Consider the following 13,681-nt stretch of genomic DNA (forward strand, 5'->3'; position numbering starts at 1 on the left):
GCCTCCTATCACTTCTCGAGAGAAGTTCCTTTCCTGAAACGTCCGCATGACGGCATCTTCTTCATACAGAAATAGTATACCAGCCCTGTCGGTATCGTGGCTGTAAAGAAGGATATGTCTACATTGATCAGCCCGATGACCGCGCCTACGGCCGTCGCTATGATGGCTGCCCAGTTGATGCCGGCATGGTTTCCTTTATCATCATACAAGTCATCCAGTTTCTCTCCCTCGATCTTACCCCTGTGCATAATATAGTAATCTGTTACCAGAACTGCAAATATCGGTCCGAAGAACGCTGTATAGACCTTGACGAACAGGTCTAATCCTGCAGCCGAGCTGTCATTTGTCAGAATCCATGGACAAGTGCAGACGGCCAGGACACCGACAAGGATAACCGCTGTCCTGTGCTTCATCTTAAACGCGTCCATAAATGCATAGGCCGGCGGTACGACATTGCTGGCAAGGTTTGTCGTCATCTGTGCAAATAAGATGAAACCGAGTGTTGCAACTAAGAGCACTTTGTTATTAACCATCTGTGAAAATGCATTGATCGGGTTTGCGATACCTGTGGCGGTAGAAGCCATCGCGCCTATGAGGCCAAGCAGCACCGTCGTAGGAACCATGGCGATAAAGTAAGCGACACCGCGCTTTCCTACGGAGAAGCCACCCTTCAGCTCACGGGAGTAGTCACCTGCATTGAGCATGACTGTCGTACTGTTGCCAAAGAATGCTATGATAGCTGCAATAAACGGCATCCCCCAGGAGCCTTCCCTGCTGATGAGCTTGTCGCCGATAACGCCCCAGTACTGGGTAACACATACATAGAGCATGTAGAGCATCGCGCATACGATGACGACACCGCCTACATTTTCCACCCATTTGATTCCATGGAAGCCCTTTACCGACAGGATAATCTGGAGCACCTGGAACAAGATGAAGAACAATACGACATTGTCATATCCGAAGATTGCTATGGATATCTGGTTGATTGCAGATCCCCCGAGCCATGTCTGAAACCCATACCACACGATTGCAGGCAGCCCACGAATCATTACAGGTACGATATTACCTTTTGTACCATATGCGCTCTTCAGCTGTATCGCGTACGGCGCACCTGACTTATAACTGAAACGGTCGTTCACGCAGATGCCGATAACGAGAATAGTCGAACCTATCAGCACGGCCAGGAACACCTGCATAAGGTTAAGTCCTTTGTCAAGCTGTGCAGAACCCATCGTCAGCGTGCCGATGGAGATGCATCCGCCAAGCCAGAGCATCAGATAGGACCCCCATCCCATGATTCTGTCTTTTTCCTGAATCGGCGCCAGTGAGCCGGATTCTTTCTTCACTTCTTTATTTACATCACTCATAATCTCTCTCCTTCATTCCTTCTTTTGTTATCTTGCGTCTGCCGGAGTCACATACCTTCCATATCCCACCGCATCTTCTTTGTAGCTGCCATCGGCAGCTACAACTTTACCGCGGATGATCGTATATACAGGAGCACCTTTTCCTTCCAGTCCGTCAAAGCAGGATACATGCCCTTTCGTCAGCAGCTCTTCCTGCCTGCATTTCCATGCTTTATCCGGATCCACGATAACGATGTCACCGTCGAATCCAAGCTCGAACGCACCTTTCTTTCCATACAGCCCGAACACTTTAGCCGGGTTGTAATCCATCACTTTTGCAATCAGGGTCGGGCTTAAGCCTTTCTTGTTGACAACCATGTCAAACATCATCGGCAGGAAGAACTGGATTGCATTCAAGCCGCCCCATGCATGCCATATATCCTTTGTCGCATTGTCCTTCTCTTCATCTGCCGCTGGAGAATGATCGCTGCCCACACAGGATAACGTCCCGTCCAGCACATAGTCCCAAAGCTTTTCCATGTCGTCTTTCGTGCGCATCGGAGGGGTGCATTTTGCCGGGGCACCTTTCTCGAATACAAAGTCTTCTGTAAACCCTAGATAGTGCGGACAGGTCTCTGCCGTAATCGGAAGCCCTTCATGGATAGCATCTTTTACCACCTGTGCCACCATCGGATGGCTCACATGGCAGATATGTACACGGCCGCCGGTCGCGCGGGCCATATCGATCACGTTTTTCGTGGCTACATATTCCGTCCATACATCATGGGAATCGAGGAAATCCCTGATCTTCTCTTCACCACTTCTGCCTTCTCTTGCCTTTGCCTCTTTCTCACGCTCCAGTACCTGGCCGAACTCTTCACAGTGGAATCCGCAAAGTGCATCGTATGGCTTCAGTATCTCCAGCGCCTTTCTCACATTTCCCATATTGACAGTAGGGAACAGGTCGCCATTTGGACATGTGAAGCCTTTGAATGCCGCCACGCCGCAGTTATGCAGATCCACCAGGTCATTCATATTGTTCTTCACAGAACCCGGCTGATTGTCGTAATCTCCTACGATACCGCCCCAAAGCGCGAAATCAATCACCGAATGCTTGCTGATACGTCCCATCTTCAGGTCAAAAATCTCTTTGTTCATTAGAGAAGGGTCATTGTTCAGCGGCATGTCGATCAGGCACGTGCAGCCTGCCACAGCCGCCGCTCTGGAACCGGTCTCGAAATCCTCCCGGTACTCGAATCCCGGCTCGTTAAGATGCGCATGGCAGTCGATGATACCCGGAAACACATAGTTCCCCTTTGCATCGATAACTTCTTTTGCCTCTGCATCTGTTCCTTTTGCAAGAAAAGCGGAATACACGCCGTCCTTCACTGCAATATCAGCCTCATAAATTCTGTCCGGTGTTACAAGCTTTCCGTTTTTTACTACTAAATCATACATCGCTTTCCTCCTTGTCAAAGGTACCAATTGTCTTTTTTTTATCATACTCTGGTTAACCATTTATTACATAACTTGTATTTTATTAGATACAATCGAGAAAAACAATGACATGAAACCGGGAAAAAATAGCGTTTTTTTGTCTGATATGTATAAAAATAATTATCATTTAATTTATTTTTTGTAATTTATTCTATTATTTGATAGAATCAATTATTAGATTGGAGTCCGGCTTCATGACTCCGCCTACCACATCCAGCTAAGGAGCTGTTACGCTATGATTTCTGTAATCACGGATACTTCCACATATGCAGACGATTTCCTGTGTCAATGTTCTTCCGGCACCGTTCATTCTGTATATAACAAAACGATTAATATTCAGACACCAGGGCAGCTTCTTGCCCTGCAGTCCGCCTCTTCCCCGCAGTCTCCTGTCAGCCTTATTACAAATCTGACAGCGGACAGGCTGGAATCCCTACATATCGAGCCAGGACAGGCTGTACGCTTGTCCAGAGAATCCATAGAGATTCTGTCTTCAGGGACTCCGGCCGTCTTCCGTTACAGCCCCGCACATATCTATCATTCTAAGCTGTCTGCGTTCTCTTCCGGTGCTTCTTGTGACGGATTGAGAAGCCGGGTACAGATGGCGGTCGGCAAATCTAGAGCCGGTGGTTTCTGCCTGCTGTTTTCACCCTGTTCCAGCAAAGTAGTCGAAGACAGCCTGATTCTTTCCGCCGCCAGAGAACATATGTCGCGCTGCCGCCTCCTGCTACGCAAAAGTGAATACCTGGACGCGGCCCGTACTCTGACACGGCTCGTCGGACTTGGAATCGGCCTTACGCCCAGCGGCGATGACTTCCTGTGCGGCGTGCTGGCATCGCTTACGCTCTGCCGGCTTTCCAATCATCCTTTCGCGCGCCGCCTGGCAGCCGAACTGGAACGCCATCTGTCCGATACGAATGACATCAGCGGAACGTTCCTGCGCTGTGCGCTTCAGAACCAGTTCAGCCAGGCAGTCTGCAGGCTTCGTGACCTCCCACCGGCCGTTGAGATTGTCCAAAGCTTTGAGGCTGTAGGACATTCCTCCGGGACAGATACCCTGTGCGGGATTCTGTATGCCCTGGATCTGGCCGGCGTCTTAAAATAAGGATGGCGGAACAGTCGTCACGGCTGCTCTGCCATCCTTATTCGCAAAACGCAGTATTCTCAATGCATCAGATGCCCCCGCATCCGGCTCCATATGTGTCTCTGTACGTATTCATACGCCCTGTCATATATGAATATGCCTATCTGCCCCGCGGCTATGATTCCGACGAGAAGCATGCCTGTGATACCGCGGCCGAACAGCAGCTCCTGAAACAGAAGCACCCCGGGAATATATAGAATATTGAATATGATATACTTTATGATCCAGAATGCCGCCCTGCGGTTCTGAAGCCGTGAAGCCCCGAGCTTTCTGTGGGCTGTCTCGACAGCCACGATATAGAATCCCATTGCCGCAAATGTAATCACATAGAATTTATTCGGAGCCAGCAGAAATCCCAGAAGAACTGCAGCCAGCCAAAATGCGCTCCCCATCAAAGGGCCGAATTCCCGGATGACAATCCCGGTAAAATAGGATGCAGCCGCCAGCAGGAACAAGGTGCTCGTCTCTATCACGCTGCCGAGGACCATAAAGACGACCGACAGCGCCAGCATCAGGCCGCACACTGCCATAGATTTTGCCTTTACATGCATGTGCAAAGATCTCCTCCCATACATTCGCAGAGCTGGTCTGCAATACACAAGTCACAGCACATGTTTCCGGTGCCGCATGTCTGCCCGCCGGCACCGTATCCGCCGTACGGATTGTTCTGGTACCTCTGGCTGTTCCATTCGAGCTGGCTCAGCAGCTGGCGGTACTGCACATTGTTTGGTTCCATATTGACTGCCTGGGCCGCATGATCCCTGGCCAGCACATTGTTCCCCATGCCTGCGTTGGCATACGCACTCGCATAATACCACTGCGACGTCCGCTCCGGCATGCGGTTCAGAAGATTCAGCGCCTCCTGGAAACGTCTGCTGTTGATAAAGTTATACACCGCCTGCATCTCAACGTTCTGCTGGGAACTGTCGAAGCCGCCCTGCTGGCCGGTGCCGCCATAACCACCGTTTGCGCCGTAGCCGTAACGGTAGCCGCCGCCCTGTTCCCTTTCTTTCATAATCGTATCGTAGGCTTCCTGGACTTCCTTGAACCTCTCTTCTGCCAGATCGGCCAACGGGTTGTTCACATTGGCATCCGGATGGTATTTTCTCGTCAGCTCCCGGTATGCACTTTTTATCTCATCGTCTGACGCATTTTGGGATACCCCTAATACTTCATATGGATTTTTCGTCATATCGCTTTATTCCTTCGCTTCCTTCTTTTGTTGCTGAACCTTTTTATAGCGGTTCCAGACTCCATCATATAATATATTGCGCAAAATGTCTATATCTAATAGGCATGGCAGCTGCTCAAATCCGGCACAGCACTCCGCAATCATCATCTGGAGAATCTGAAGGCACCTGTCTTCATACTCTGCATGTGCGGCCGCTTCTTTCAGCGGATTATAGCATCCTTCCCGCCTGTCTTTGTCCAAATCTTCGTATGCGTCCATGATGTATATGAATTTGCCGAGATAGAACCCCACGGTCCTGAGCCGGTCTTCCCAGTGGTCCTTCCGGTACACGAGAAGCTCCGACATGAGCCTGCCGAAACACCCGGCCGGTATATCAATATCCGTGACGCCTTCCTTCTCACAGGCCGCCAGCTCCTTCAGCGACCGGCAGATTGCCCTGCTCTGCCTCGGATACTTCTTAATAATCTGCCTGACCTTGCGGTGGAGCATATAGGTTCCGGCAAATCCGCCAATCTTCTTTTCATCGACCCAGTCATCTTTCATATGAAAATAAGCAAGTACCATATTCATATCTGCGGCATATGCTGTATATTCATTCACCAGCATATCTTGCTTCTTCACCGGATGCACCTTGCACGAACACGTCATATGCCTTGTTTCTGCCTCGTAAAGCGAGGTCAGCAGCACTACCGCAAACGTCATATCATATGTGAGCGTCATCTGCCCGAGAAACCCATACCGCTCTTTGAGCGTATGGCAGAGTCCACAGTAATAGGACTTATACTTTCTGAAATCCTTCACCTTCAGCTCAGGCTCATAAATAGTTACATATCCAAACATCGTCTTTCTCTTCCTTTAAGCTTATAATAGGCTGACAGCAATGCCGTCAGCCTATTATATCACATAATCTGCCCTTTTTTACAACTGTTTCTTATCAAACAGGACAATTCCTGCCAGCACTGCTGCCACCATCAGCGCCGCGGCAACTGCAGCCGCCGGCAGAAACTCCTTTGCCTTCAGCGTCCCGTCTATAAGGGACATGTTCTCCGAGGCCAGCCTGACCGGACTGTATCTGCTGATGCCGTGCAGCATCGACATCAGCATTCCGGCAAGCACCACCACGCCCGCAAGCAGCAGGCCGCCCGCATAGCTCTTCGACATCGTGCTGCCCAGCAATACCATGCTAAGGAGCAGAAGGCCGAACAGCCAGGCGAAGAATATGGCAGGGCCAAGTTCCGGCACGGTTGTTTTGTCCCAGAACAGGAAGCTGTAGAAAAATGTAACTGCAAAGGCAAGATAATAACCTATGCTCCACAGCAAGGCCACACCGGTAAATTTAGACAGCCAGACTGCCTTTCTCTTCAGCCCTTTCGTCAATACCGGCAGGAGCGTCCCTCTTCCCAGCTCTTGAGATACCACGCCGCTTGACATGATGACCATTACGACAAGGCCGATCTGGGGCACGTTTTTAAAGAACTGCGTCCATGCGTCCGCAATGACAGGTTCCGGTATGTCCATACGCATCCCCGCAGGCAGAAAACTCTCCACGAGTTGAGGGAGATACTTTGCTGATATCGGATTCATAAACCCGAGCAGAAGAAATACGAGCAATATGATAAGCAGCTTATAAGAGCGAAAATATTCCATAAATTCCTTTTTCGTAAATGCTATATATCCCTTCATTTCACTGCCTCCATAAATAGATTTTCCAGCGACGGTTCCCGAATTTCCAGCTTTTCTACCGCTATCTGCCCGTCGGCCAGCATGTGCAGCAGCCGGTGCTGGACGGTATAGATATCCTTGGCATGGATGACGAGAGACACTTTGTTCTGCCGGCTTACCTTAACGCCTTCCAGCTTCTTCAGCAGTCCCTGCATGTCATCCGGACGGCGCAGCTCCACGATCATAGTGTCTATCAAATGCCGCGTCTTAAGCTCTTCCAGGTTTCCGTCCTGTATGATGATGCCGTCGTTAAGAATCGCGACCGAATCGCAGATGCGCTCTACGTCTGACAGGATATGGGTGGAAAAGATAACCGTAGTCTTTTCTTTTACCTGTTCCAATATATCCAGTATCTCTTTCCGCCCGACAGGATCAAGTGCCGATGTAGGCTCGTCGCATATAAGAAGCCTCGGGCTGTTCAACAGCGCCTGGGCGATGCCAAGCCTTTGCTTCATCCCCCGGGAGAATCCTCCTATCCTCTTCTTCCTGCTCTCTTTCAGCCCGGATAGTTCCAACAGTTCGCCACTCTTTTCTTTTATCTGCGAGAGATCCATCCCGGATATCCTGCCGCACAGCCTCAGATACTCTTCCGGCGTCATAAACCCATAGAATTCGGGAACATCGGGGAGATAGCCCACATAACGGTTTGTCTTCGTCTCCCCATACTTCACCCTCTCGCCGCACACATACACCTCCCCTGCATCCTGTGCAAGCAGTCCGAGGATGATTCTCATAGTCGTCGTCTTCCCTGCACCGTTCTGCCCGATCAGCCCATATACGGAATGCCGGGGGACAGCGAGTTCGACCCCTCTCAGCACTTCATTCTGTCCAAAGCGTTTTTTAACCCCCTGTACTACTAATGTATCCATCTATGAATCCTCCCGTCCGAACACGAAATATGCAACCGGACCGATAATCTGTACAAAGAGCACTACGATGACCCACAGCACCCTGTTTCCGATTTTATAACGGGGGTGCCTCAGCACATGCACGAGTGCCGTAACCGCGAGGGCAAGTTCAATGATGATAACCGGCAGCAAGACCGGCAGATATTCTCTTAATGCATCCATTCTTATATTCCTCCTATAAATTTTCAAGTTTTTCAATACATGTCCGGAACCGGAACTCTTCCTGCATATCCTGGAATACAGGATTCTGTGTAAGTGCCGCCGCAAATGATTCTTTTACGAGCTTTGAGCCTCTTGGCGTCCCCTTGTCCGCATCCACCTTGCAGAGCCAGTCTCTAATCTCGGTAAAATACGAGTCGCCGGACGCCAGTCCCCACGGAACGGGCAGCGCAACGATAATGTTCGTAAACTTCTCAACCATTCTAACTGCATTCTCCTTATCTTGGCGCATGGCATACAGCTCGGCAGCCGCCATATAAAACTGGATGGCCGTGTAAAAATGCAGCTTTTCTATGTTATACAGCTTCATCATCTCTGAGAGGCGTCTTATCGTCTCATCACAAAATTCAGCATCTTCCGTGTTCAGCATCATCATATTGACCGAGTCCTGTATCGCAAAGAGCAGATGCTGATATGCGCAGATCTGGAAGATTTCCCTGGACTTCTTTATGTCACCCATCTGCTGGTATATCGTGCCGGCCATCTCTGCATCCTGTGCCAGCGGCCTTACGTCTTCACCCAGGATGTCAAGTGCTTCCTGCGGTTTATTGCGCATAATCAATATCGTCACCTCCAGCGAGACCGTATCTTTGATCAGCGTGGCATCCGCGCTGTCCTGTTCTATTCTTCTGCATAGTTCAGATGCGCGTTCCATCACTTTGTCAGGTTCTCCCAGCAGTACCGCATGATTCAGATAGAGGAGCGCCATCTTGTAGAGAAAGGGAAAGCAGGAGTAGTATTTCTTGATCAGCTCTTCACTTCTCTTATAGGTCTCCTCCGGCTCTGAAGGGAATGCCTCCGCCAGCTCCCTGTACAGTTCTGTTATCCTCTTCTTCGTAAGCTGAGGCTCGTATCCGATCAGCCTGTCGACAGAGATATTGAAAAGAGTCGCCAGTTCCGGCAGCAGGCAGATGTCCGGGTATGTGCTGCCGGTTTCCCATTTTGATACGGAAGATTTGGACACGCCCATATATTCTGCCAGCTGCTCCTGTGTAATTCCCGTCTCCCTTCTGAATTTCATTATATTTTTCCCAAGGTTCATATTAGCCATTCTTTTTCTCCCCTTTCTTACTATTCATTATAGTATGATTATCTGCATATTCAACGGAATATGATGCAACAAAAGGAAAGAAAGTTTCCAATTTGGAAACTTTCTTTCATCGGTTCAGATTGCTCCGTATTTGATACCTCGCACTCTCTGCTTGCTCTTTCTTCGTATAGATGTAATATGTGATACTGTGGTCAAAATGCTCTCCAAAGCTCCCCATCCTGTGTGAATTTGCGCTATAGCCTCCGGAGCTTTTCGTCTTTACCGTGTATGGTATCCCATTCTCTTCCAAAATCGCCCTGGCTTTCGCATAGCGCCCGGCCTCCATCGTCATAAATACCTCTTCTTTATTCCAGAACATGTGCCGTTCCTCCTTTCAGCCACTTCTTATCTCTTTGCGGTCTCTGCTTCTGTCCTCTTCAGGGCGCGCCCGACAGCCTCTGCCAGCAACCTGGCAGACCTGGAGTTAAAGTGTACGCCGTCCACGGTCACGTCAAGGCTCCTCTTGCGTGAGAGCACATCCTTCCTTCCCGGAAACAGCAGCATGTATAGTCCGTCCGCAATCCTCCCTGCGTTCAGCTTTCCCCAGCTGCAGGTCTTGTCTTGCCGCACATGTTTTCTCTGCATCTCATAGATATCGATAAATTCCGTTTCATATGTTCTTGCCATACTCCGGATACAGCTGTTATAAGCCTCAACCTTTCCAAGAGGATAGCCTGCAAGCTGGATATAGGGAAGGCCGACAAGCACGACCTTATATCCGTTACGCTTCATCTGTCTGACAGCTTCCTCATAATATCCGGCAAATTCCCCGATATCGCTGCTGAATCTGCGGATGATATTCCTGAGCCTGTACTGCATATGCCAGAAGCGGGACCGGTTCCCCAGATAAGGAAGCAGTATATCATTCGTCCCAAGGGAGAAGATAACCGTATCCGCTTCTCTGTAGGCCTGTTTCCTCATATACCTGCAAAGCCTCCTTGCACCGCCACGCAGAGATTCGCCGTTTAACCCGAGGTTCACAAGCTGCTTCCTCTTATCGGCAAAAGGGATATAGGAATACCCCATGATTCCAAGTGTTATACTGTCACCTATACATAATATCATCCTACGGGCCTCCTTCTAGTCGAACCATTTCTTTATCTTGAACAGCCAGATTTCCACCAGTATAATCGCAATGCTGACAATAATCACCACCCCATATCCGTAAGGGCTGGAAAGTTCCGGCATACCGACGAAGTTCATGCCATACCAGCCCGCAATCAGTGAAAGCGGAAGGAATATCGTCGTGACCACCGTCAGGAATTTCATTATCTTGTTCTGCCTGATATCTATCTGCGACTCATACATCTCCCGCAGCTGGATGGAGTACTCCTGCAGCCGTCTCGTATTATCGAACAGCCGGTCCGCCCTCTTAGAATACAGATCGAATATTCTGCAGTCATCTTCTTCAAACATATGGTTCTGATTCTCTTCCAGCGTCTCGCTCACATCTGTAAGCTGCTGGTAATAGGACTGCAGTGCGAGCAGTTCTTTCCTTATGGTGAGCATCTTCTTGTCAAAATCATCGATGACGCCTTCCAGCAGCACGCCCTCCAGCTCTGAGAGCCTCTTCTCATAATTCTGGAGAAAGATTACGTCTTCCTTGACAAGATATTCCATGAGTTCAAAGAAAAAATGCGCCGTGTACGTCTTTTCCACAGTCAGCGCTTCCGCCATATGCTTTACGAGCTTATCAATTATGCCGGAATCATCCACGAGCACCAGCTTTTCCGCCGTCATGTAGAATCCGAATGTCGTGTATGTCCCGAGCAGGTCATCTTTGCGTGGAATGACGAAGGCCCCGATAACACAGCCCTTCAGAAGGTCTGCCCTGCAGTAGTGCGTATGATAGATATTCAAAAGCATTTTCTTCTGGAACTGCTTCTTGTAGTCTTCTTCATATTGCACAGATGTTATAATCTCAACCAGCGCCTCATCGTCCCCGATATCATCGTCTTCTTCTATCGGCTCTATGCCTCCATTCAGCCGGTACCGCATCCTGCCACCTCCTGTATAAACATGATTCTCTATATATCATACCACAATCCGGAAAATATAAATATAATAATAAAAACAATGCTTCGTCATGGAATTTACATATTTTACCATTTGTATACAGGCTTTTTTGTTATATGATGAATTTGGAGGTATCACTTTTATGAAAGAATACATTGATTTGAAATCATTAGATGAATGCAGGACTCTGTCAGAGGTCAGGACCATAAGCAGGCAGCTGATCGGCATCATAGTAGAAAGGGCGCAACTGGCAATCGACAGGCTTACCGACATCGATGACTGCGAAGAGGATGACATTGAACATATAATCAGAAGAGAATTCGACGCAGAAGCCGCGCGGATTGAGCTGGAGACACGTTATACATCTACCGATGTATCTCCCGAAGAGATAGAATCCATGCGGCGGGCAATTGAGAAGCTGATAGAGAGGACATAGACGAAAGCATCCGGCTGGCCGGTTATATTTAAAAATATATTAAGAAATACCTTCTCTTAAATTCATTTTTATTATTTAAAATGATAGAAACTGAGGAGGGACATAATATGAAACAAAAGCAAAGCCGCACTAAACTGACTCTGGTACTCATGATTATATATGTAATCCTTATCACATGGATTATCCTGTTTAAGATGCAGCTATCCCTGGCAGGATTCGGGCATATGCGCAGCATAAATCTTGTACCATATGGCGGTTCTGTTATCGTAAATGGGAAGGTACAGCTGTCGGAGATATTCCAGAATATACTCGTCTTCGTACCGGCAGGCATCTATCTTTGTATGCTGAAAGGACGCCTTTCCATACCTAAAAAGATACTGATGATTGCTTCTTACAGCCTTTTTCTGGAAGTTATGCAGTATGTCCTGGCAGTCGGCGCTACCGATATCACGGACCTTATCGATAATACCCTGGGCGGAACCATCGGTATCGGCATCTATGCAGGTGTCCGCAGGCTTCTGCAATCAGAAGAAAAGGCGAATAAGATATTCCATATACTGGCAGCTGTCGGAACAGCATGTCTCTGTATACTCATCTTTGTGCTCATCGTCTGTAACTTTTAGAGGAGCGATATCCTGTTGGAATCCGGCCCAATAGGATATCGCTCCTTCGTCTCTGCTTATGCATGGGGAATGTCGGTATAGTCCGCGATATCCCGGCTTGTCGTGCACAGGTCTTCTACGGTCAGGTCATGGATATCCCTGTGTCCGGTTATCCTGGCAAATGTCCGAATCTCTTCAAACATCGCCATAAAATAATTGCCAACCCGAATGGATGCCGCCTGTGCGTCAAATCTCGCCCTCAGCACTTCATCCTGTGTCGCTATCCCCGCGGGACATCTGCCGCTGCCGCAGTCTCTGAACTGCTGGCAGCCCGCTGCAACCATCGCCGCGGATGCGACCGCTACGGCTGTCGCTCCCATAGCTATCGCCTTCACGGCATCCGATGACACACGAAAGCCTCCTGTCATGACGAGGTCGATGTCGGCCCCGGCCGCATCAAGATACTTCTTAGCCCGGTGCAGCGCATAGACAGCCGGTACGCTCGTGGCATCCCGGATAACCCTGGGACTGGCGCCAGTGGCACCACCGCGGCCGTCAATCGTAATAAAGTCAGGTTCCGCATATACGCAATATTCCAGATCCTTCTCAATACGCCCTGCCGCAATCTTGATACCTATCGGGCGCCCTTCCGATGATATGCGAAGCTGTTCCACCAGCTCCTTCAGCTCTTCCTTCGTCGTGATATCTTCAAATCTGGATGGGCTGATTACGTCCCTGCCAAGCGGCTTGTCCCTCACTTTGGCAATCTCGGGCGTCACTTTATCACCCGGAAGATGGCCGCCCATCCCCGGCTTCGTCCCCTGTCCGATCTTAATCTCTATGGCGTCTGCTTCCCTCAGGTTCTTTGGCGTCACACTGTACCTGTTCGGCACATACTCGAATATGTATTTATAGGCAGCGTCCTTTTCTTCCGGAAGGATGCCTCCCTCTCCGCTGCACATCGCTGTCCGGGCCGTCGCGCTGCCTTTTGAAAGTGCAGTCTTAGCCTCTTTGGACAGCGCTCCGAACGACATGTGCGACACGTACACCGGTCCTTCCAGCACCATCGGGCGCTCCGCCTTTTTGCCTATTACAGTCTTGATACTGACTTCTTCCCCTGCGTCAAGCGGGGGCGGATTCAGCTGCGCACCCAATATCAGGATGTCATCAAATCCCGGGACCGGCATCTGCGTCCCCATCGCTTCTATGACCGGACGCCCGGAGGCGGCCATCTGCTGAATCGTCTCCATATAACGGTAAGTACATCCCACCATCCTTCCGGCCTCTTCCTCTAACTCCCGGAAGGAATCTTTCGGCTGCCTGCAGGCAGGACAGGCCTCTAGCTCCGTCAGCTTCCTCCCCTCTTTCTCTTCATCATATACGAATCCACATACGCTGCACTTGTATCTTGCCATAGACTTCCTCCTTCTCCGATGCTTTGCGGCTGTACCGCGAACATGACCGCTTCCGTGCATCAGGTGCGTCATTCTATGTCAAGTATACCAC

General features: G+C 49.6%; 16 protein-coding genes. 3 read left to right on the forward strand and 13 right to left on the reverse strand.

The genetic code is table 11. The features are described from left to right. Positions 1-8 precede the first annotated feature (8 nt). Positions 9-1,370: an NCS1 family transporter gene (locus HMPREF0980_RS06185; protein ID WP_049728207.1), complete on the reverse strand. Its 1,362-nt coding sequence runs from the start codon at positions 1,368-1,370 to the stop codon at positions 9-11. 27 nt (positions 1,371-1,397) lie between these two features. Beyond that, positions 1,398-2,807: an allantoinase AllB gene (gene allB, locus HMPREF0980_RS06190; RefSeq protein ID WP_049728208.1), complete on the reverse strand. Its 1,410-nt coding sequence runs from the start codon at positions 2,805-2,807 to the stop codon at positions 1,398-1,400. A gap of 274 nt (positions 2,808-3,081) precedes the next feature. Between allB and HMPREF0980_RS06195 the strand changes: the two genes are divergently transcribed. Beyond that, positions 3,082-3,951 (forward strand): oxamate carbamoyltransferase subunit AllH family protein, encoded by an 870-nt coding sequence (locus tag HMPREF0980_RS06195; protein WP_049728209.1) that lies wholly within the window; start codon positions 3,082-3,084, stop codon positions 3,949-3,951. A 59-nt stretch (positions 3,952-4,010) separates the two neighbouring features. Here HMPREF0980_RS06195 and HMPREF0980_RS06200 read toward each other — a convergent pair whose 3' ends face one another. The 10 genes from HMPREF0980_RS06200 to HMPREF0980_RS06245 all read right to left on the reverse strand — a co-directional run bounded on the left by HMPREF0980_RS06200 (position 4,011) and on the right by HMPREF0980_RS06245 (position 11,119). Beyond that, positions 4,011-4,541 (reverse strand): hypothetical protein, encoded by a 531-nt coding sequence (locus HMPREF0980_RS06200; protein WP_049728210.1) that lies wholly within the window; start codon positions 4,539-4,541, stop codon positions 4,011-4,013. Then, entirely contained in the window at positions 4,532-5,182 is a 651-nt protein-coding gene (locus HMPREF0980_RS06205) for a J domain-containing protein (protein ID WP_049728211.1), read from the reverse strand. Before HMPREF0980_RS06205 ends, HMPREF0980_RS06200 begins: the two co-directional genes overlap by 10 nt. Before the next feature lie 6 nt (positions 5,183-5,188). Beyond that, positions 5,189-6,022 carry a DUF5685 family protein gene (locus HMPREF0980_RS06210; protein WP_049728212.1) on the reverse strand — a complete coding sequence of 278 codons (834 nt, stop codon included), beginning with the start codon at positions 6,020-6,022 and terminating at the stop codon, positions 5,189-5,191. A gap of 78 nt (positions 6,023-6,100) precedes the next feature. Next, positions 6,101-6,865, reverse strand: a complete 765-nt coding sequence (locus tag HMPREF0980_RS06215; RefSeq protein ID WP_049728213.1) for an ABC transporter permease subunit — start codon at positions 6,863-6,865, stop codon at positions 6,101-6,103. Next, positions 6,862-7,773 carry an ABC transporter ATP-binding protein gene (locus HMPREF0980_RS06220; RefSeq protein ID WP_049728214.1) on the reverse strand — a complete coding sequence of 304 codons (912 nt, stop codon included), beginning with the start codon at positions 7,771-7,773 and terminating at the stop codon, positions 6,862-6,864. The genes HMPREF0980_RS06215 and HMPREF0980_RS06220 overlap by 4 nt, the downstream gene beginning before the upstream one ends. Beyond that, positions 7,774-7,974, reverse strand: a complete 201-nt coding sequence (locus HMPREF0980_RS06225; RefSeq protein ID WP_049728215.1) for a PLD nuclease N-terminal domain-containing protein — start codon at positions 7,972-7,974, stop codon at positions 7,774-7,776. 13 nt (positions 7,975-7,987) lie between these two features. After that, the gene (locus HMPREF0980_RS06230) at positions 7,988-9,082 is read right to left on the reverse strand and encodes a helix-turn-helix domain-containing protein (protein ID WP_049728216.1); all 1,095 of its coding nucleotides are present in this window, start codon (positions 9,080-9,082) and stop codon (positions 7,988-7,990) included. Between the two features lie 106 nt (positions 9,083-9,188). After that, a complete protein-coding gene (locus tag HMPREF0980_RS06235) occupies positions 9,189-9,440 on the reverse strand; it encodes a hypothetical protein (RefSeq protein WP_049728217.1) in 252 nt (83 codons plus the stop codon). A 26-nt stretch (positions 9,441-9,466) separates the two neighbouring features. Further along, positions 9,467-10,186, reverse strand: coding sequence for an SGNH/GDSL hydrolase family protein (locus tag HMPREF0980_RS06240; RefSeq protein WP_049728218.1), 720 nt, complete (start codon positions 10,184-10,186; stop codon positions 9,467-9,469). A 15-nt stretch (positions 10,187-10,201) separates the two neighbouring features. Beyond that, entirely contained in the window at positions 10,202-11,119 is a 918-nt protein-coding gene (locus tag HMPREF0980_RS06245) for a magnesium transporter CorA family protein (protein ID WP_049728219.1), read from the reverse strand. Positions 11,120-11,279: 160 nt separating this feature from the next. Between HMPREF0980_RS06245 and HMPREF0980_RS06250 the strand changes: the two genes are divergently transcribed. Next, positions 11,280-11,573 (forward strand): hypothetical protein, encoded by a 294-nt coding sequence (locus HMPREF0980_RS06250; RefSeq protein WP_049728220.1) that lies wholly within the window; start codon positions 11,280-11,282, stop codon positions 11,571-11,573. A 107-nt stretch (positions 11,574-11,680) separates the two neighbouring features. Then, complete coding sequence (locus tag HMPREF0980_RS06255) at positions 11,681-12,196, forward strand: VanZ family protein (RefSeq protein ID WP_147629779.1); 516 nt, start codon at positions 11,681-11,683, stop codon at positions 12,194-12,196. A gap of 56 nt (positions 12,197-12,252) precedes the next feature. Here HMPREF0980_RS06255 and HMPREF0980_RS06260 read toward each other — a convergent pair whose 3' ends face one another. Then, a complete protein-coding gene (locus HMPREF0980_RS06260) occupies positions 12,253-13,590 on the reverse strand; it encodes a glutamate synthase-related protein (RefSeq protein ID WP_049728221.1) in 1,338 nt (445 codons plus the stop codon). Positions 13,591-13,681: the final 91 nt, after the last annotated feature.

The sequence above is a fragment of the Dorea sp. D27 genome (assembly GCF_001185345.1).
Lineage (GTDB): Bacteria > Bacillota > Clostridia > Lachnospirales > Lachnospiraceae > Extibacter.